The 19,718-nt window shown below is 63.3% G+C and carries 19 protein-coding genes and 1 tRNA gene; 14 read left to right on the top strand and 6 right to left on the bottom strand.

Features of this window, described 5'->3' with window-relative positions; all coding sequences use genetic code 11:
• Positions 1–8: 8 nt before the first annotated feature.
• Positions 9–91 (bottom strand) — tRNA-Leu (locus ACH2EI_RS16875).
• 216 nt (positions 92–307) lie between these two features.
• Between ACH2EI_RS16875 and ACH2EI_RS16880 the strand changes: the two genes are divergently transcribed.
• The 8 genes from ACH2EI_RS16880 to ACH2EI_RS16915 all read left to right on the top strand — a co-directional run bounded on the left by ACH2EI_RS16880 (position 308) and on the right by ACH2EI_RS16915 (position 9,304).
• Entirely contained in the window at positions 308–955 is a 648-nt protein-coding gene (locus tag ACH2EI_RS16880; protein WP_395156013.1) for an FhaA domain-containing protein, read from the top strand.
• A gap of 43 nt (positions 956–998) precedes the next feature.
• On the top strand, positions 999–1,529 hold the full coding sequence (locus tag ACH2EI_RS16885) for an FHA domain-containing protein (RefSeq protein WP_395155938.1): 531 nt from the start codon (positions 999–1,001) through the stop codon (positions 1,527–1,529).
• Complete coding sequence (locus ACH2EI_RS16890; RefSeq protein WP_395160894.1) at positions 1,529–2,947, top strand: protein phosphatase 2C domain-containing protein; 1,419 nt, start codon at positions 1,529–1,531, stop codon at positions 2,945–2,947. Before ACH2EI_RS16885 ends, ACH2EI_RS16890 begins: the two co-directional genes overlap by 1 nt.
• Before the next feature lie 5 nt (positions 2,948–2,952).
• Positions 2,953–4,398 (top strand): FtsW/RodA/SpoVE family cell cycle protein, encoded by a 1,446-nt coding sequence (locus tag ACH2EI_RS16895; protein ID WP_395155942.1) that lies wholly within the window; start codon positions 2,953–2,955, stop codon positions 4,396–4,398.
• A 151-nt stretch (positions 4,399–4,549) separates the two neighbouring features.
• Positions 4,550–6,043 (top strand): peptidoglycan D,D-transpeptidase FtsI family protein, encoded by a 1,494-nt coding sequence (locus tag ACH2EI_RS16900; protein ID WP_395155944.1) that lies wholly within the window; start codon positions 4,550–4,552, stop codon positions 6,041–6,043.
• A gap of 67 nt (positions 6,044–6,110) precedes the next feature.
• Complete coding sequence (gene pknB, locus ACH2EI_RS16905) at positions 6,111–8,243, top strand: Stk1 family PASTA domain-containing Ser/Thr kinase (RefSeq protein WP_395155946.1); 2,133 nt, start codon at positions 6,111–6,113, stop codon at positions 8,241–8,243.
• Positions 8,244–8,313: 70 nt separating this feature from the next.
• Positions 8,314–8,898 (top strand): anthranilate synthase component II, encoded by a 585-nt coding sequence (locus ACH2EI_RS16910; RefSeq protein WP_395155948.1) that lies wholly within the window; start codon positions 8,314–8,316, stop codon positions 8,896–8,898.
• 88 nt (positions 8,899–8,986) lie between these two features.
• Complete coding sequence (locus ACH2EI_RS16915) at positions 8,987–9,304, top strand: hypothetical protein (RefSeq protein WP_395160896.1); 318 nt, start codon at positions 8,987–8,989, stop codon at positions 9,302–9,304.
• Positions 9,305–9,445: 141 nt separating this feature from the next.
• Here ACH2EI_RS16915 and ACH2EI_RS16920 read toward each other — a convergent pair whose 3' ends face one another.
• A complete protein-coding gene (locus ACH2EI_RS16920; protein ID WP_395155952.1) occupies positions 9,446–9,712 on the bottom strand; it encodes a hypothetical protein in 267 nt (88 codons plus the stop codon).
• Between the two features lie 86 nt (positions 9,713–9,798).
• On the opposite strand from ACH2EI_RS16920, the gene ACH2EI_RS16925 reads away from it, so the two are divergent.
• A complete protein-coding gene (locus ACH2EI_RS16925; RefSeq protein WP_395155953.1) occupies positions 9,799–10,656 on the top strand; it encodes a phosphatase PAP2 family protein in 858 nt (285 codons plus the stop codon).
• Here the strand turns inward: ACH2EI_RS16925 and ACH2EI_RS16930 are convergent.
• The gene (locus tag ACH2EI_RS16930; RefSeq protein ID WP_395155955.1) at positions 10,611–11,096 is read right to left on the bottom strand and encodes a MarR family winged helix-turn-helix transcriptional regulator; all 486 of its coding nucleotides are present in this window, start codon (positions 11,094–11,096) and stop codon (positions 10,611–10,613) included. The two genes, ACH2EI_RS16925 and ACH2EI_RS16930, sit on opposite strands and share 46 nt — an antisense overlap.
• A 6-nt stretch (positions 11,097–11,102) precedes the next feature.
• Complete coding sequence (locus ACH2EI_RS16935) at positions 11,103–12,359, bottom strand: aspartate aminotransferase family protein (protein ID WP_395155957.1); 1,257 nt, start codon at positions 12,357–12,359, stop codon at positions 11,103–11,105.
• 135 nt (positions 12,360–12,494) lie between these two features.
• Here ACH2EI_RS16935 and ACH2EI_RS16940 point away from each other — a divergent pair, with 135 nt between their 5' ends.
• The gene (locus ACH2EI_RS16940) at positions 12,495–12,818 is read left to right on the top strand and encodes a cupin domain-containing protein (protein ID WP_395155959.1); all 324 of its coding nucleotides are present in this window, start codon (positions 12,495–12,497) and stop codon (positions 12,816–12,818) included.
• Positions 12,819–12,884: 66 nt separating this feature from the next.
• On the opposite strand, the gene lon is transcribed toward ACH2EI_RS16940, so the two are convergent.
• A complete protein-coding gene (gene lon, locus ACH2EI_RS16945) occupies positions 12,885–15,221 on the bottom strand; it encodes an endopeptidase La (RefSeq protein WP_395155961.1) in 2,337 nt (778 codons plus the stop codon).
• Between the two features lie 273 nt (positions 15,222–15,494).
• On the opposite strand from lon, the gene ACH2EI_RS16950 reads away from it, so the two are divergent.
• The gene (locus ACH2EI_RS16950; RefSeq protein WP_395155963.1) at positions 15,495–16,055 is read left to right on the top strand and encodes a hypothetical protein; all 561 of its coding nucleotides are present in this window, start codon (positions 15,495–15,497) and stop codon (positions 16,053–16,055) included.
• Between the two features lie 3 nt (positions 16,056–16,058).
• Here ACH2EI_RS16950 and ACH2EI_RS16955 read toward each other — a convergent pair whose 3' ends face one another.
• Complete coding sequence (locus ACH2EI_RS16955) at positions 16,059–17,267, bottom strand: NAD(P)/FAD-dependent oxidoreductase (RefSeq protein WP_395160898.1); 1,209 nt, start codon at positions 17,265–17,267, stop codon at positions 16,059–16,061.
• 76 nt (positions 17,268–17,343) lie between these two features.
• Between ACH2EI_RS16955 and ACH2EI_RS16960 the strand changes: the two genes are divergently transcribed.
• The 3 genes from ACH2EI_RS16960 to ACH2EI_RS16970 are packed head-to-tail and all read left to right on the top strand — an operon-like array spanning position 17,344 to position 19,499.
• Positions 17,344–17,754, top strand: coding sequence for a PaaI family thioesterase (locus ACH2EI_RS16960; RefSeq protein ID WP_395155967.1), 411 nt, complete (start codon positions 17,344–17,346; stop codon positions 17,752–17,754).
• Positions 17,755–17,761: 7 nt separating this feature from the next.
• Positions 17,762–18,181 (top strand): VOC family protein, encoded by a 420-nt coding sequence (locus tag ACH2EI_RS16965; protein WP_395155969.1) that lies wholly within the window; start codon positions 17,762–17,764, stop codon positions 18,179–18,181.
• Between the two features lie 28 nt (positions 18,182–18,209).
• On the top strand, positions 18,210–19,499 hold the full coding sequence (locus ACH2EI_RS16970; RefSeq protein ID WP_395155971.1) for an aspartate aminotransferase family protein: 1,290 nt from the start codon (positions 18,210–18,212) through the stop codon (positions 19,497–19,499).
• Positions 19,500–19,718 lie beyond the last annotated feature (219 nt).

The following is a 19,718-nucleotide window of genomic DNA, read 5'->3' on the forward strand; positions in this document are numbered from 1 at the left end:
ATTTCTTGTGCGCGAGGGGGGACTTGAACCCCCACGCCCTTACGGACACCAGCACCTGAAGCTGGCGCGTCTGCCATTCCGCCACTCGCGCAAGTGGAGGCTGAACGATAACCGGGCGCGTCCAGGATCTCCACGCGCAATGTCCGCTTTTGAACCCTTCGCGAAGGGATTCACGAAGGGACACACGAAAGGACACACGAAAGGACACACGAAAGGACACAGGAATGCAACAGGGGAATGGGACACTTGCGACAGCCGAGCGGGGCGCGAGCGAAGTATCCTCGCAACCCTCATGGGATTGCAGTCAATGGAGAGGCGCCTGGAGCGTATGGTCGAGGGTGTGTTCACTCGTCGTACCCGCGGATCCATCCGTCCAATCGAACTCGGCCGCCGCCTCGTACGCGAGATGGACGACAATCGCAACGTCGATGTCAAGGGCCGTCGCATCGTCCCCAACGACTTCACCGTCCTGCTGAGCGCCACCGATCACAACGGTTTCAACGACATCGAAGACGCCCTCATTACCGAACTCGCCGAAGCCGCACGCGAGTACGCCCGCGAGGAGAGCTACCACTTCATGGGCCCGGTCATTGTCAGGTTGATGGTCGACAACAACTTGAAGACCGGCCGATTCGGCGTCGTCGCTCAGCTCAAGCAGGCCGCCGGCGGCCTCGGCGCCGGCTCACTCGTCCTACCATCCGGCAAACGTGTCACCCTCGGCGAAAACGCCACCACTGTCGGCCGGTTGCCCGAATGCACGATCTCGATCAACGACACAAACGTCAGCCGTAACCACGCCGAGATCCGCACCGGCACGAAGGCGTACATCGCCGTCGACCTCGGGTCGACCAACGGCACGATGATCAACGGCATACGCATCGTGGGCGAACAGCGACTCAACGACGGCGACATCGTCAGCTTCGGCTCGACGCACGTCCGCTTCGAGGCATCTTGAGCGCGAGCGTTCCGGTGCTCGCTCAGGGAACGCAGCGGCAGCGATGACCGACCAAATCCTCAACATTTTGAAGTTCGCCCTCCTCGGGCTGCTCTACCTCTTCTTTGCTCGCGTGCTCTGGGCCGTATGGAGCGAAGTCCGCACACCGAAGCAACATGCCATTCAGGCCGGGCCACCACAGCAGCGTCGAGACAGCGCACCGACGGGGAAACAACGACAGGCACAACAGCGGCCAGCCCAACAGTCGCGCAAGGCGCAGAAGGGCCGCTCGGGCCGCTCCAGCCGCGTCGGCCGCCTGGTGATCCTCGAACCGCGAGCGCGGCGTGGCACCACGGTGGCGATGGCCGGCGAGATCACGCTCGGCCGCGATCCGAGCTGCTCGTTCACGATCGATGACGACTCGTTCGTCTCCCAACTGCACTTTCGCATCTACGACTACGAAGGCCAGCCAATGCTCGAAGACCTTGGGTCGACCAACGGCACGTTCCACAATGGCAACAAGATCGTGGGCGCCAAGCTCCTCCATACTGGCGACCGCATCCAGGTCGGCACCACCGTCATTGAGGCCCAATAGTGGCTTCACTCAACTGGGGATCAGCCACACACGTTGGCCAGATCCGAGCGCAGAACGAAGACAATCTCGTCGCAGTCGACGGTGTGTTTGTTGTCGCCGATGGCATGGGTGGCCACGAAGCCGGAGAGGTCGCGAGCCAGATCGCCGTCGAGCGAATCCGTGCCGACCTCGACGTCGACGGCCTCCCCGAAGCCAGCACCGTGGTCGACTCGATCTCGAATGCGAACGGCGACATTTTCCGTGCGGCGATCGCAAACCCTGGCCAGGCCGGCATGGGCACCACGGTCACTGCAATTGCGGTCATCGGCGACAAACTCGCCGGACGCGGCGCACCAAACCTCGATGTCAACGACGACGGAAAAATGACGCCGATCAGGGCAGCCCAGCCCTCGGAGGCTCTCGTGCTCGCCAACGTCGGCGACTCACGCACTTACCTACTACGCCACGGCCGCCTGCGGCGCGTCACGGTTGATCACAGCTACGTGCAGGAGTTGGTGTCGACAGGCCACATCTCCGAAGACGAGGCCCGCACCCACCCGCGCCGCAACATCATCACCCGTGCACTCGGTATCGAGCCCGACGTCAAGGTCGACTGGTGGACGCTGCCCCTGATTCGGGGCGACCGGTTCCTGCTCTGTAGCGACGGCCTTGTCGACGAAGTGGCCGACCCCGACATCCTCGAGACGATCACCACCCTGAAGGACCCACAAGAGGCGGCCGAGCGTCTGGTTGCCCAAGCCAACGAAGCCGGTGGCCGCGACAACATCACCGTGATTGTCGTCGACGTCCTCGAAGGCGACGACCCGCCAGACCCGACGTTGGAGATCGACGTCGTTCCCCTGTGGGCCGATGACGTCGATCCGACACCGGCAGGCAGCCTCTCGATCGACGCCGACAGCGACACGAATGCGCTTGAGGCCGCTACCGGCGAACCTGTCGAAGGCAAGAAGAAGCCCGACCGCGGCCCGAAGCGGTTCATTCTCGCAATGGTGCTCGCTGCAGCGATCGTGATCGGTTTCGCGGTCTTCGCTTCCTGGGCGCGCCGCGGCTACTACATCGAGTTCAACAACGATGACGTCGCCACCATTTACAAGGGCCAGACCGGCGGCGTGCTGTGGTTCGACCCAACGATCGACTCGGGGGGCCCAGCCCGCGGCATTCTCGACGACGACACCATCAAGGCAATCGAGGCCCGCCCTCGCTTCAGCACGCGTGTCGACGCAGTCGAGTTCATCACGACAATCCCGCCGACCTCGACGACAACGACGACAACGACGACAACGACGAAAACCGTGCCACCCACGACGGTCAAAGTTGTTGCGCCGACGAGCGCCGTCACCTCCACCGTGGCGACAAATACACCTTCGACAACTGCACCTCGCACCACCACGGCAGCCGCGACCACAACGGTGCCCTGATTGCGATGGCTGACGGACTGATCGACGATCAACCCAGCCATCGAAGGCGCTCGCCCATCGCCGCACGGCGACGCAATACCGAACTGACGCTGATCGTCATGGCGGGATTGATCACCGCTGTCGCCTACGCCGTCGCCGCACTCGGTACGAACGCTGAAATTCCGCCGGGGATCGTCGTGTTCGTCGGCATCCTGCTCGGCCTGCTGGTCTGCGCACACATCGTCGTGCGTCTGGTTGCACGCGGCGCCGACGGCACGCTCCTCCCCCTCGCCGCACTCCTTCACGGCATTGGCTTCGTGATGATCACGCGCCTCGATGACCGCCTCGCCGGCCTCCAAGCCACATGGAGCCTGATGGCCATCGGGATCTTCGTCGGCACCCTGCTGTTCGTCCAACGCACGACCGACCTGGCCAACAAAAAATGGCTGTTCTTTTTCGCCGGTGCGTTCCTGCTGCTGCTCCCAATGGTGCCAGGCGTCGGCCAGACATTCAACGGCGCACGCATCTGGGTGAGCATCGGCCCAATCAACTTCCAGCCCGGTGAGTTCGCCAAGATCGCGCTCGCCATCTTCTTCGCCGCCTACCTCGCCGAGCGACGCGAGTTGATCGCTGCGAAGACCTGGAAGGTTGGCCCGTTCTACCTCCCCGAGCCGCGCTACATCCTGCCGATCATCGTGGCATGGGGATTCGCCGTCGTCGTCATGGTCGGCGAGCGCGACCTCGGCTCATCGCTCCTCTTCTTCACACTGTTCGTCGTGATGATGTGGGTCGCCACCGAGAACGCCGGCTACCTCTTCGTCGGCGCGATTCTGTTCGGCGCAGCGGCCTGGTTCTCGTGGTCGAACTTCACGCACGTCCAGACTCGCGTCAGCAACTGGATCAACCCATGGGACGACCCGCTCGGTGGGGGCTACCAGACCATCCAGGCGCTGTACGGCCTTGCCGACGGTGGTCTGCTCGGCACAGGCCTCGGCCGCGGCAACCCCGGCCAAGTCCCCGAAGCCCAAAACGACTTCATCTTCGCCTCGATCGGTGAAGAGTTTGGGCTCATTGGCGCGACGGCGATCCTGATGTCGTACGTCCTCATCGTGGGTGCCGGGCTGCGCACTGCATTGCGCACCGATCGCACGTTTGAAAAGTTGCTCGCCACCGGCCTCACGACGATCGTCGGCGTCCAGGCATTCATCATCATTGGCGGCGTCCTCAAAGTGATCCCGCTCACCGGTATCACCCTCCCGTTTGTCAGCTATGGCGGCTCGTCGCTCCTCTCGAACTACATCCTCCTCGCACTCCTGATCCGAGTCAGCGACTCCGCGGCGCGCCGCCTGGGCGAACTGCCAGACGACCCAACCACTGGCGAGCGCTGGAAGGGGTGGAGGCTGTCGCGTCGAATCCGTAGGGCGATCAAACGCGGCGAGACCCCCGCCGACTTCGTCAAGGCCGTGTCGTGAGTAACGCCAAGCCGACGGGCTGGCGCGCCCGCCTCCGAGACTGGCAACTGCGACTGGGGCTCTCCCGTGATGCTCAGCCCCAGCGCGGGCGCAGCAATGAAGACATCGCACGTGAGCAGTCACACGAAGTAACACCGAGCGGAGAGCAGTCGTGAATCAGAAGATCCGCCAGCTCGCTGTCGGCCTCATGGTCTGCTACGTCGTCCTGTTCGTCGCACTCAACTACTGGCAGGTTGGCCAGAAGGAAGAGCTCGACGCGAAGTTCGACAACACGCGGCAGGTTCTGCGCGAGTTCAACCGACCGCGCGGCAACATCATTTCGGCCGACGGCGTGGTCGTTGCACGGTCCCTTCCGGACACCACCAACGAGAATCTCGACTTCGTGCGCGATTACCCGACCGGCGATGTGATGTCGAACGTCACCGGCTATTTCACGAAAGACTTCGGGTCGACCCAAGTCGAGCGACAGTTCGGCGACGTGCTGGTCGGCTCGACCGCAGCGCAGCAAGTACGCGGTCTCGGCAACCTCCTCGAAGGCGCCGTCGACAACTCGGGCACCGTGCAGCTCACGCTTCGCCATGACGCCCAGCTCGCTGCAAAGTTTGCCCTCGGTTCTCGCGAGGGGTCGGTCAGCGTCATCGATCCAAACACCGGTGCCGTCATCGCCATGTACTCGAATCCCTCCTATGACCCCAACGATTTCGTCGGTGTGCCATTTGAGGAGGCCCAAGACGCGATCACCGCGCTCCAGAACGCCGACGGAAACCCGCTGCTGGCCAACGCCTACCAAGAGCGCTACATGCCCGGATCGACCTTCAAGGTGATCACGACCGGCATCGGTCTCGAAGCCGGCGTACTCACCCGTGAGACAAACTTTCCACGTGAGCGGCAGTACGTGCCGCCACAGACCAACGATCCAATCAACAACTACAACGGCAGCGAATGCGGCGGAGACATGGCCGAAGTGTTCCGAAAGAGCTGCAACATCCCGTTCGCCAAGACCGCGATCGAACTGGGCGTCGACCGATTCATCGCCGGCACCCAGAACTGGGGCATCGGAGAACAGCTTCCGATCGACTTGCCACGGGCTGCAACCTCAACCATCGGCAACACAGAGAACCTCGCCCAGACCCTGCCGCTCCTTGCGATCCGTGGCTTCGGGCAGAGCGAAGATCAGATGGTGCCGCTGCACATGGCAATGGTCGCCGGTGCGGTGGCAAACGGCGGCCAGATGATGACCCCGTACGTCGTCGATGCCACGTTCGACCGGGCCGGCCGGCAACTCGACCGCACCTCCCCGAGCGTGTGGAAAACCCCGATCTCACCCGCGACGGCGGCGCTCGAAACCGAGTTCATGATCGGCGTGGTCCAGTCGGGCACGGCCAGCTGCTGCATGACCCTCAATGGCGGCATCCAAGCAGCAGCGAAAACGGGCACCGCCGAACTCGGTATCGAGAGCAACCCCGACCTCTCCCATGCGTGGATCATTGCGTTCGCTCCCGCTGAAAATCCGCGATTCGCGATCTCAGTCGTACTCACCAACGTCCAGTCCACGCAAGACGTGTCGGCCACGGGCGGCCGTCTGGCTGGCCCGATCGCCAAAGGCATGCTCGACTTTCTCCTCACCGGCCAAGGAGCCACATGATGCGCGAAGTCTGTGTTGCCCCGTCCCTCGATAGTCTGGCGAATCGCCTTCGGGCGGACTCTCTGACATGAGCAACAACGACGAAGCAACGGTCATCAACGACCGATACGAGGTCCACAAGCGGATCGGACGCGGCGGTATGGCCGACGTCTTCTCCGCGCGCGACCTGTTGCTCGATCGCCAGGTCGCCATGAAGGTGCTCTTCCCGCAGTTCGCAACCGACGAAAACTTCGTCGAGCGGTTCCGGCGAGAAGCGCAGTCGGCAGCCAACCTGTCGCATCCAAACATCGTCAACGTGTACGACTGGGGCAAGTTCGAGGGCACGTACTTCATTGCGATGGAAGAGGTGCAGGGTCGAACCCTCGCCGACATCTTGAAGGCAAACAAGCAGCTCACCGCCAAGCAGGCAGCTGAGATTGCCAGCGAGGTGGCCGCAGCGCTCGGCTTCGCGCACGACGGCGGCGTGGCCCACCGCGACATCAAGCCGGCCAACATCTTGATCGGGTCCAACGGCCAGGTGAAGGTCGCCGACTTTGGCATTGCTCGTGCGATGAACGCTCCAACCGAGGCCAACCTCACACAGGTTGGTTCGGTGATGGGCACGGCCACGTACTTCTCCCCTGAGCAGGCTCAGGGCGCTCAGCCCGACCCACGCAGCGATCTGTATTCGCTCGGCATCGTCATGTACGAGATGGTCAGTGGCCGGCCACCGTTTACCGGTGAGAACCCAGTCAGCATCGCCTACAAGCAGGTGCACGACGCACCGCAGCCGCTCGTCCAACTCGTCGCCGACGTACCGCGGGCGTTTGAAGCGATCGTCGCCAAGCTGCTCGCCAAAGATCCCAAGCTGCGCTACCCGAGTGCGGGCGCATTGCGTGACGACCTCCGCCGTTTCCGCAACGACGAGCCAGTCCTCGCCCTGTCGGCTGCAGCCTCAGCCCAGGGCGTCCCGATGCCCGGCGCCGATGGCGCAATCACCACCGCAGTCGGTGCAACCACAATCAACCCAATCACTGCGCCCCGCATTCCTGCGGTCCAGCCGCGAGCTGGCGGCGTCGCGCAGTCCGGCATGTACGAGGCTGGCTATCCACCGGGCGCCTCGCCTGACGCCGCCTACTACGACTCCGACGGATCCCGAACCGGCTGGTACGCCTTAGCCGCATTCGTCGCGCTGATCGCCCTCGTCATCGGCGGCGTTCTGCTCTTCCAGTCGTTGAACACCGAAGAACAGACCACCGTCGAGCCGCAGCAAGTCACGCTGGCCGACTACTCCAATCGACCCAGAGCCGACGTCGTGGCCGAACTCGATGGGCTCCGCCTCGCCTTCCGAACACAGGCCGAAGAGAACGGCGACTTTGCCATCGACTTCGTGATCCGCACTGAACCGCCAGCTGGCACTGCGATGATTGAAGGCCAGGAAGTCGTGGTGTTCTTCAATCCCGATCCGCAGGTTGGCCCGATCCCGAACGTGGTCGGTATCTCGCTTGAAGACGCCCGCCTCACACTCGAGGCGGCTGGATTCAGCATCGGCACCATCACTGTCGAGCAGACTGATCAGGTCGGTGAAGGCACCGTGCTCAGCATGACCCCGCCTGCCCAGACGCAGGCCAACGCCGCAACGGTCGTCGACCTCGTGGTTGCCGGGCAACCGGATGGCGTGTCGGTCCCCGGCTTCCTCGTCGGCCAAACCGAACAAGCTGCGCTCGACGTGTTGCAGGGTGAGCCCTACGGCTTCGTCGTTGAAATTGTTCGCCAACCCAGCGCCACGATCATCGCTGGCACCGTGATCGAATTGTCGCCCGGCGCCAACGAACTCATTCCTCGCGGTGGCAACATCACGTTGACCGTGTCGGATGGGCCTGAACAGATCACCGTGCCTCCTGTGGTCGGCCAGACCGAGGGTCGGGCACGCAACGAACTGACGGGTCGCGGCCTCAGCGTCACCGTCGAATACGTCGATGTGGCAGCCGGCAGCCCTGACGACGGGCGAGTGCAGTCGCAAAGCCTCGAGCCTGGCAGCCTGGCCGATCCCGGCACTCAAATCAGTCTCGTCGTCGGCCGCTCACTCGAAACCGTGCCGACACTCCCGGCGACCACTCAGCCGCCGGAGACAACAGTTCCACCAGCCACGACCGTCGCCCCAGCGACCACCCCGGCGCCAACCACGACAACCCCGGCGCCAACCACGACAACCCCGTAGCCGCACACCACTTTCGAGACACGATCAAATCGATCGGGGGACTCGAACAGCGGGGGGCCATACTGGCTGCGTGCCGCGCATCCTGGTCATCGACAGCTATGACAGCTTCGTCTACAACCTCGTCCAATACCTGGGTGAGTTGGGTGCCGAGCCGATCGTCGTACGCAACGACGAACTCACTGTCGACGAGGCAATCGCACTCGCTCCCGACGGCGTGTTACTCTCGCCCGGCCCCGGGCGGCCAGAAGACGGCGGCATCATTTGCGATGCAATTCCTGCGTTCGCAGCCACTGCTACGCCGGTCTTCGGTGTGTGCCTCGGCCACCAGGCAATCGGTCACGTCTTCGGCGCATCAGTTGTTGGTGCGCCCGAACTCATGCACGGCAAGACCTCACCGATCAACCACGAAGGTATCGGCGTCTTCGCGGGCCTCCCGTCACCGCTGACCGCTACCCGTTACCACTCGCTCACACTCGATCCAGCCACGATTCCCGACACCTTGGCGATCACCGCGCGCAGTGCAGATGGCGTCGTGATGGGGATCCGCCATCGCAGCCTCGACATCGAAGGTGTGCAGTTTCACCCCGAGTCGATTCTCACCGAGCATGGCCACAATCTGGTCAGAAACTTCCTGGCGCGCTGCACAGTCGCCTGACATGCAACATCAGGAATTGCGCGATTGACGCGACAGTTTCGCGTTCTTGTTCTCGGGGTGCCCGTTCATCCTCTATGCTCTTCTCCCGATGGCACCTCCGAAGCGAAAAACTGGTGGCGGACGAGTCACAGAGAAGGGCTCCCGCCCCGGCGACCGCCCCACACCGCGTTCGAACTCAACGCATACCGACCATGAGGTCGCTGCATCGTCGCGGTACACGCCAAAGCCAAAGCGCCAGCAGTTGATCCCGCCAAACTGGATTCCGGTGATCATGCTTGTGCTGCTCATCGGCGGCGGCTTGCTGATCATGGCGCGTTACTTGTTCTTCACCGAAAGCAACTGGCCGACCCTCGCTGGGTTGATCGCCATCCTCGGCGGGCTGTACACCGCCACCAAGTGGCAATAGCGCTGCACTGACTCACCACCGTTCCGAGCCCAGTTCCACCCTGTGGGAAACTGGTGTGACCGAGGGCGAAACCATGCATTCTTATCCACAGGTCTGTGGATACGGATTGCGTGCTGGGGTTCGGTCCGAACCCAAACATGCTCAGTCGTAGAGCGGGGCGACTTCGGCCATATCTTCCAGGCAGTGCCGCGGCGGAGGTGGATCTTCGTCAGGCGCCATCGTCATTTTTAGCTCAACACCACAGCTGTCGCAGCGGTACTTTCGGCTCACTTTTCGCATCTCGCCCGTCGGCAATGGCTCGGGTGGAAGCTGCGTCATCGAATACAGCATTGCGATACCGCTCTTCCACAGGACGAACCCAAAAAAAATCCCAAATCCCACCCAGATGACTGTCGAGAAGGCCGGCATGGCACTCAGGGTACCGGCCGCAGCAGCACCACTCCGCTCGCGCCCGACGTTGTGCCCGCAGCCAGAACTGGGCACGATTGGCCACAATGAAGTGGCCGACGTGGGAACAGGCAGCAATCGCGGCGGCCCTCAGCGGCATTGTTGCGCTCGTCCTCAGACGACGCAAGTCCGTTGATGAGCTTGCTGGGTTCACCGAGCAGCTGACTGTCGAGTTCGCGTTGATCTCGGCGCTCTACGCCGTCTGGCGCGTCGCTCGGAGGTTGCCGCTCGCCCAGGACGACGGCGCAATCGAGCGCGCCCGGTCAATCGTCGATTTCCAAGATGCGATCTACTTGCCGACCGAACTGTCGCTGCAGCAGTTCATCTTGCGCCACGACTGGCTCGGTTGGCCGACCACGCTCTACTACGCAGTTCTGCACGTCCCCGCCCTCATCGCCTTTCTCGTCTGGCTGTTCGTGTTTCATCGCGCCCACTTCGCGCACTGGCGGAACGGTCTCGTCTTTCTCACCGGGATGTGTCTCGTCATCCGGTTCTGGCGTGTTGCCCCACCACGATTCCTCGCCGACCTCGGCTACGAAGACCTGTCAGAACGATTCGGACCGTCGATCTACGGCCCGGTTGGTACCGGCGTCTCTGACCAATTCGCTGCGATGCCTTCGATCCATGTTGGGTGGGCCGCCGTAGTGTCGCTCGGCATTTTTGCAGTGAGCACCAGCCGGTGGCGATGGTTCTTACTGCTGCACATGATCATCACGATCATCGTCGTGTCAGCCTCAGGCAACCACTGGTGGCTGGACGGCATCGTGGCCATCGGTCTGCTCGCGGTTGGCCTCTGGCTTGACACGTTCGTTCGCTCATTTGTCGCCCGGCGCAAAGAACCCGCCCCGTCCGACAACGATCAGCAGCTGGCTCGGTCCGAACGCGACGTGTCGTCGATTTCCTGACCGGCGTCGACCAACAGATCGAGCACACGTTGCATGTCGGCAATGTCAGCGTTGTCGAGGTGCACAGCGAACGAGGCCTGCAACGAGCGGCGATACGTGACCGACATCTCGCGCCACAGGCGGCGCCCGGTCTTGGTCAGCTCAACGTCGACGGCCCGATGGTCGTTGGCATCGACATATTTGTGGCGCGCGATCCAGCCTTCTTCTTCGAGCCGATCGAGGCGACGGCTGACGCTCGAAGGCGGCAAACGCATGTCGGACGACACGTCGAGCGGGCGAGCCCGGCCACCCAGTCGCTGCAGTGAAGCCAAGACGTCGAACCAGCCGAGAGAAATGTCCCACTCGGCACGGAGCTCGTCGTCGATATTCCGTTCGATCTCACCGACGAGAGCCTGCATGCCGCGCCAGACGCCAACTCGGACGTTGTCGAGGCGTGCCACGCTCGATCAGCCCGTGGCGCGGATCGCAGCGGCGAACGCCGTGGTCGCCTCTTGGATCTCGTCAGAGGTCACGGTAAGCGGCGGCATCCAGCGAATGGTGCGCTTGCGGGTGCCCGCAGTCATCAGGATCACTTTGCCCTCGGCCAGGCAGTGTCCGACGATCGCTGCGGCACGTTCGGCCGAGTCGAACTCGCACGCCACCATGAGGCCGCGGCCCCGGACATGGAGCATCGAATCATCCAGCTGCTGGAAGTCTCGGAGCGAGTCAGTCAGCTGCGTCCCGCGTGCCGACACGTTGTCGAGGAAGCCGGGTTCGGTCAGCACATCGAACGTTGCAAGGGCAGCCGCGCAGCCAAGCGGCGTGCCATTGGACGAACCCCCATGGCTCCCGGGGGTCCATTTGTCGTCATGGACGCGACGAGTGCCGAGCGCGGCGAACGGGAATCCAGACGCAATCCCCTTCGACATGCAGATGATGTCCGGTTCGATGTCGTGCTCTTCGATGGCGAACATCTTGCCCGTGCGACCAAAACCGCTCTGCGTCTCGTCGGCGACGAACAAGATCCCGTTCTCTCGGCAGCGCTGGTCGAGGCCTTCGATGAACGCTCGCGGGGTGGGGATATACCCGCGTTCGCCGATGACGGGTTCGATGATGATTGCCGCGACTTCGTGCGCTGCTACCTGCGTCTGGAAGAGCCGGTCGAGGCCGCGCAACGCGCGGCTGATCTCGGCTTCCTGATCGGACGCGTGCGGGTCGGGGAACGGGGCGACGAACACGCCACTCGGGAAGGGCCCATACCCCTCGCGATCGATCGACCGCGACGTCGACATCGCCATCGTCAGCAGCGTGCGACCGTGGAATGCCCCGTCGAACGTGATGATGTTGCGGCGACCGGTGGCGTGCTTGGCGAGCTTCACCGCAGCCTCGAGGATCTCGTCACTCGAGTTGCTGAAGAAGAATGTGTCGATCGAGTTCGGCGTCAGCTCGGCCAGTCGGGCTGCAACCGGCTCGAGTAGATCGTGGGTGTAAATGTTTGCCTGCGCATGCACGAACCGCTGCGCCTGTTCGGCAATGGCCTGCACCACCTTCGGGTGGCAGTGGCCCGTCGAGGCCGCAGCAATGCCAGCGGTGAAGTCGAGATATGCGTTGTCGTTCGCGTCGTAGACGCGACAACCGAGGCCACGTACGACTTGGAGATCGGTGACCTTCAACCAGACATTCGAGAGATTCGAAGTCGGTCCTGACACCATCGAGGAGGTCATGGGCGAGAGCTTACGGGAGCCCAGCAGACCCGCGGCCATGGCCCCCAGCCATGGCCCCCAACCAGGACGCCAGCCAGGACGCCAGCCAGGACGCCAGCCAGACACGCGCAGCACACGGTGAGCTACCGTTGCCCGATGAGCAACGCACCTGCAGGTTGGACCTTCACTGATGGCGAAGCAATGGACTGGCAGGTGCTGGGTGAAGGCGTTGCCATGAAGTCGCTTGGCGCCGCAGACGGCAGAATGATCGCCACCTTCAAGTTCGACGCCGGCTATGTCGGCGGGGTCCACCATCACGAAGAGCCCGAGTTCAGCTACATCCTCGAAGGCTCAATGGTCTCCCAAGGCGTCCAGATGGAAGTCGGCCACGCCTACGCCGTCGAAGCTGGCACGACACACGACGACTTCCGCACCGATAGCGGCTGCACGCTGGTGAGCGTCTTCAAGATTCCCGGCTGACGGTCACACTGTGCCAGGTCACACTGTGCCAGGCACAGTGTGACCGGTTCAGTGTGACCGGTTCGCTCAGGCCACTGGCTCGAAGGCCACCGCTGCAACGTCGGCATACGTCGATGCGATGTGGAAGGTCATGTCGGCCTTGATGTTGTCCGGCACGTCCTCGAGATCCTTCTCGTTGCGCTTCGGCAGCACGATCTCGGTGAGGCCCAACCGGTGAGCAGCGAGCACCTTCTGCTTCAGCCCGCCAATCGGGAGAACTTGACCCTGGAGGTTGATCTCACCAGTCATCCCGACCGTCGGCTTCACCGCTCGACCAGACAGCAGCGACACGAGTGCAGTGGTCATGGTGATCCCGGCGGACGGACCGTCCTTCGGGATGGCACCGGCGGGAACATGGACGTGGAACCGCTGGCGCATCGAATCGGGATCGAGGCCCAGTTCGGCCGCATGAGATCGCACGTAGTTGAGCGCTATCTGTGCTGACTCCTTCATCACATCGCCGAGCTGGCCGGTGAGCGTGAGCCCCGGCTCGCTATCGGGCCCGGTCGGGAAGGCCGTGGTCTCGATGAAGAGCACGTCGCCACCGGCGCCAGTGACGGCGAGGCCAGTCGCAACGCCCGGGGTGTTGGTGCGCGCAGTGACTTCGTCATCCACCTTGCGGCGACCAATCCAGTCAGTCAGCCCGTCGACGTCAATGTTCACCGGCGTCTCCGTGCCGGTCGCGACCTTCGAAGTCACCTTGCGGACCAACCGTCCGAGTTCGCGCTCAAGAGAGCGAACGCCGGCTTCACGGGTCCATCCAGAGATGATCTCGTTGATAACGAGGTCGTCGACGACCACTTCGTCGGGCAGCAGACCGGACCGCTCGATCTGTCGGGGTAGGAGGTAGCGGCGAGCAATGAACGATTTCTCGGCCTCGGTGTAACCGTCGAGCCGCACGATGTCCATGCGATCGAGTAGCGGGCCGGGAATGGTGTCGACAACGTTGGCAGTGGCGATGAAGACGACTTCGGAGAGGTCGAGATCAACTTCCAGGTAGTGGTCGCGGAACGTGTGGTTCTGCGCCGGGTCGAGTACTTCGAGCAGCGCCGCGGTCGGATCGCCCGACCAGCCGCCTGCGGCCATCTTGTCGACCTCGTCGAGCAGAATGACCGGGTTCATCGTCTTGGCTTCTTGCAGCGCACGGACGATACGGCCGGGCTGCGAGCCAACGTAGGTGCGCCGGTGACCGCGGATTTCCGACTCGTCGCGCACCCCACCGAGGGCGACACGGACGAACTCACGGCCCATGGCACGAGCAATCGACTCACCCAGGCTGGTCTTGCCGACGCCGGGAGGGCCGACCAGAGTAATGACCGAGCCTTGGCCGCGCGCCGTGCGCTCACCGTCGGCGTCGATTCGAGCATCGAGGCCGCGATCGCGCCGCAGCTTGCGGGTGGCGAGGAACTCGATAATGCGGTCCTTCACCTCGTCGAGGCCGTAGTGATCCGCGTCGAGCACAGCTTGAGCGTCGACGAGATCGACGTTGTCGTCGGTGCGCTCACCCCACGGCATCTCGAAGATGCGATCGAGCCACGTCCGGATCCACGAATGCTCGGGCGACTGCGAGCTCATCCGATCGAAACGGTCGAGCTCCTTGGTGATGGCCGTCTTCACCGATTCCGGCGCATCGAGGTCGGCGAGCCTGGTGCGGTACTCGTCGTTCACGTCCTCATCGCCCTCACCGAGTTCCTTGCGGATGGCGTTCATCTGTTGACGCAAGAGATAGTCGCGTTGCTGCTTGTCCATGCCTTCGCTGACGTCATTCCGAATCGTCTCGGCGACCTGCAACTCGTTGAGATGGTTGCGTGCCCACGCGTGGATGGCGTTGACGCGATCGCTGACATCGACGGCACGCAAGACAACAAGGCGATCGTCATCGGCAAACTCCGCCCAGAGCGCAACTGCGTCGGCGAGCGCACCCGGGTCCTGCACCGTGCGGAGCAGTTCAGGAAGTCGACGCGAGTTGCGCTTTTCCGCAATCAGTTGGAGCGTGGCACGCAGCTCACGGGCGGCGGCATCGATGCTCGCCGTTGTCGGCCCGTCGATCAGCAGCTCGGCGTCAGCGAGCGAGGCGCTGCCCGACTCGGAGTGCACGGCGCTGATTCGAGCGCGACCTTCGACGCGCACGATGGCAGCTGCTTCGCCCGTTGGCAGGTTGCCGACGTTGGGAACGCGGGCGATTGCGCCGAGGTCGTGTTCGTCGCCACCCGTCAGCAGCAGGCGGCCGCCGAAGTTGTCGGTCGCAGCGTGCACGGCGCGGCGCAGTTCATCGGTGGACAGGGTCAGGGTGACGGTCGCTCCGGGCAGAACGGCGGACGGAAGGTGCGCAATGGGAAGGCGGGTGGTCGTCGTCGTAGACATGTAGCCACGCTAAGCACAACAATGCTGAGTGGCAACAACTCAAGATTCACACCAATTTCGGGAATACGCCTCCGACACCCGCCACACACGCCCCCCGCTCCCCGAAATGGAGACCATTCCTCACCCCCAACGCTGGGAAACAGTCTCCATTTCGGGAAGCGGGGGGCGGCGCGCCCAAATGGGGATCGGAACTCTGCACCTGCGCCGCCAGATGGTCTCAATTTTGGGAGATGGGGTGGGGGCACGGGACTGGGACTGGGGCAGAATGGCGACATGGCGGCGGGAGATTCGCTGGGCAACCAGTTCAACAAGCAGTACCAAGAGACCATCGACCTCGTGAAGTCACGAGCGATTTGGCGGATCGGCGAGAAGGTCAGCGAGGGCGAAGCGTTTCGCTGCACCTGCCCAAAGTGCCGCTTCGAGAGCCTGCATCAGCGGTTCGACATTTCCCGATATCGCCTGTTGTTTGGCAAGTCGATCCGCGAGGTCGAGGCGCCGCGACCAATGCTGCGCTGTCGACGATGCGGCGAGCAGCGACATCTTCGTGACGTTGGCGAACTCGTGGTCCCAACGACCATCGCGCTGGCCGACGACGTCCGCGCCCAGTCCGAATCGGTTGCCAAGCAAACCCCACCGCCGAGTGCGCCAAGCGACGGGCTACGTGCAGCAATCACCCTGTTCAACGAAGAGGCGAGCGGCCCGGTCCGCCTGATTGTGTTCGAAGGGGTCGTGCAAACGATCGGATCCGAACACGACGAACTCCTGCGCGCGATCGGCAAGGCACTGTTCCTCAACGAGGACCAAATCTCAGGAGCACTCAGACCATCGAGCTGAGCGTCATTCAAGCGTGGCTGCGTGGGCCACTGCGTCGGCGAAACTGGCCTGTTCGAGCAGTAACTTGCGCATCGGCATCACCCAGCGCGGGGCATTCAGGCCGAAGGCCCCGTGGAGCTTGCCGTTGCGTCCGTAGAGCGCGAGCAGTTTGCCGTCGGCGACCGAACCGGCACCGACAACGACCTCATCATCCGGCGCCGATCGACCGAGAAATTGGATCCGCTGGTCGAGCTGGTCACTCCAGAAAAATGGAACGGGTGCATACGGCTCGGCGTTCTCGCCAGCCGCAACGGCGAGGAGGTTGCTCGCCGCAAGCGCGCCCTGTTCGGCGGCGTTGGTCCAGTGCTCAACGCGCATCTCCTCGTCGAACAGTGGGTTCGGCCAACGCGCCACGTCGCCTGCGGCATAAATGCCTGGGGCTGCACGGAGTGTCTGGTCGCAGACGATGCCGTCGCGCAGCTCAAGGCCGCTGTCGTCGAGCCACTGCGTTGCCGGGACGACACCGATGCCAACGATCACGACATCGGCAGCAAGTTCTTCGCCGTCGACGCGCACACCCATCTCGGTCAGCCCGTCGACTGTCACGCCACATCGCACGTCGATACCGCGGGCTCGATGGATGTCGGCGATGGCAGCGCCCATGTCGGCACCGAGACCGCGAATCAGCGGGGCAGATCCACCTTCGAGAACGACGACCTCATTGTCGAGCTGTCGGGCGATCGCTGCAACTTCGAGGCCAATGAAGCCGGCACCAATCACGACGACCCGTTTGCCGCCTGCAGCGATCTGCTGCCGAACGCCGAGCGCATCGTCGAGTGTTCGCAACACGTGGACGTGTTGGTGACGGCCTTGTTCAGGCAGGCGCCGCGGCGTGGCCCCGGTGGCGATAATCAGCCCGTCGAAGTCGAACGAGTTGCCGTCGGTCAGGTCGATCTGCTTGTCGGCCACACGGAGTCGTGAGGCGGCGACGCCGAACTTCCACTCCACGTCAAGATCGCCGAACGAGTCGGGCTGTCGCAGTTGGACCCGCTCGGGCTCCCATTCGCCCAAGAGCAACTTCTTCGACAGCGGTGGTCGGTCATACGGTCGATGCAGCTCAGCCCCGACGATCGTCACGGACCCGGCGAAGCCCATCTGACGCAGCGTCTCTGCAGCACGCAGACCAGCCAACGAGGCCCCGACGACAACAACACGTTCAAGCGATTCAGTCACGGGGCCAAACTTAGGAGAATGCTGGCGTCGACGTTCACCCCGCAGCTCGATCTCTCCCGTTGGTACGGTCCTGGACGTGAGTATCCCGACGCCCATCGAGGTCAACGACATGATCGCTGCACAGTTCCCCGGAACCGGGCGCGTATGCATGGAAATCAGCCCGACACACGCGCTGGCCCAGTCGGCCGTCCAGCCCGAAAACCTGCGCCCCGGTGGATTCATCTCCGGCCCAACACAGTTCGGGCTGGCCGACGCAGCGCTCTGGTATCTCGTGTTCGGAGCAATCGGCCGGATCGAGCCGATGGCGATGACCTCTGAGCTCTCGATGCGCTACCTCCGCCCCGCACAGGGCAACGTGCTCTGGGCGAAGGCGACACTCGAGAAGGCGGGCCGACGCAATGTCGTCGGCACCGTACATCTGTGGACCGACGACAACGTCGACAGGATCACCGCGACGGCACAGGGCACCTATGCCCTGCCAATGTGAGTAGCTGATGCCCGAACTCCACCGCTTCCATCTCGCCATGCCGGTCCACGATCTGGCCGCAGCCCGTTCGTTCTATGGCGAATTGCTCGGCTGCCCCGAGGGCCGCGCGTCCGATCACTGGGTCGACTTTGACCTCTTCGGCCACCAGTTCGTCGCACACCTGTCAGAGACCGCCACCGAGCGAATCACCAACGACGTCGATGGCGACTCCGTCCCCGTACCGCACTTCGGCGTGCTGCTGTCGCCGGAGGCATGGCACGCACTGGCCGACCGCCTTGTCGCTGCCGGCACCGAGTTCGTGATCGAGCCGCACACCAGATTCGCCGGCGAGGTCGGCGAACAATCGACGATGTTTTTGCTCGACCCGTCAGGAAATGCACTCGAGTTCAAGGCATTCGCCGACGACTCGCTCGTCTTTTCGAGCTGACCGGGCCGCTGGGTCGTACTCTTTGGGGATGACCACCAGCGCCGAACTGCTCGCCCGGTACCGCCGATCGCTTCCCTCGTTCGTCTCGCCGTATTACGCCGAGCCGATCTCGATCGACCGCGGTGAAGGCAGCTGGGTCTGGGACCTCGAAGGCAATCGCTATCTCGACTGTTTCGGCGGTGTGCTGACGACGATGATCGGGCACAACAACCCGGCCGTCACCGCCGCGGTCCAAAAGCAAGCCGCCAAGGTGATGCACACGTCGACCCTGTACCTCAGCGAACCGATGATCGAGCTCGCCGAGAAGATCGCTGCCCAGTCGGGCATCCCCGACGCCCGTGTGTTTTTTACAGCATCGGGCAGCGAAGCAAACGACACGGCGGTACTGCTGGCCACGAGCTACCGCAAGAGCAATCAGTTTCTCGCGATGCGCAACAGCTATCACGGCAAATCGTTCACGACGCAGGCGATCACGTCGCATGCTTCGTGGAGTTCGACATCGCTCAGCGGCTTGCAGGTGACCTTTGTGCAGGGCGGCTACCGACTGCGCTCGCCGTTCCGGGATCTCGACGATGAGGCCTTCACGGCTGCGTGCGTCGACGATCTCGTGCAGCTCCTCGACATGACGTCGGCCGGCGATGTGGCCGGGTTGATCGCCGAGCCAATTCAGGGTGTCGGTGGGTTCGCCACACCGCCCGACGGGTTCTTCGGAGCCATGCAGAAAGAGTTGTCGAACCGCGGAATCCTGTTCATCTCTGACGAGGTGCAGACCGGCTGGGGTCGCACCGGCGAGCACTTCTGGGGCTACCAGGCACATGACGTCGTGCCGGACATGTTGACCTTCGCCAAGGGCGTCGGCAACGGGATCACCCTGGCCGGCATCGTGGCACGGGCCGAGATCATGAACACGATCGACGTGCTGCACTTCTCGACCTTCGGTGGCAACCCGCTGTCGGCAGCCGCCGGAATTGCCACACTCGATCAGGTGCTCGCTGACGACCTGCAGGGCAACGCCAAGGCGATGGGTGGCCGTTTCCATGGCGCCCTACAACCGATCGTCGACCGCACCCCGTGGATCACTGAGCTGCGCGGCCGCGGGCTGATGTGGGCCATCGAGCTCTGCCACGAGGGTGGCATCGAACCCGATCGCGAGCGCACGACGCAGTTGATGGAAGCGTGCAAGACGCACGGCCTGCTCGTCGGCAAGGGCGGTCTGTATGGCAACGTGATCCGCCTCGCGCCGATGCTGAACATCACTGCTGATGAAACCGACGAGCTGATTGCACGCTTCAGCAACGCAATTGCCGACATCAAATAGAGACCCGTGTCAGGCACGACGTGGTCCATCACTGAGACGCCAACCCGTAGCCGGACACACCACGTCGTGCCTGACACAACGTGGTCAAGCCGCGAACCCCAAGCCAGACGCGGCGATGGCCGCGGCACTCAGTCGGCCTGCTGACTTCCGAAAATTGTCGGCGGACCGACCTTGCGCCAGTCGGGTGCGCCGCGCAGTGCGCGGCCATCGACGGTGACG

This window comes from Ilumatobacter sp., from assembly GCF_041688325.1.
Lineage (GTDB): Bacteria > Actinomycetota > Acidimicrobiia > Acidimicrobiales > Ilumatobacteraceae > Ilumatobacter_A.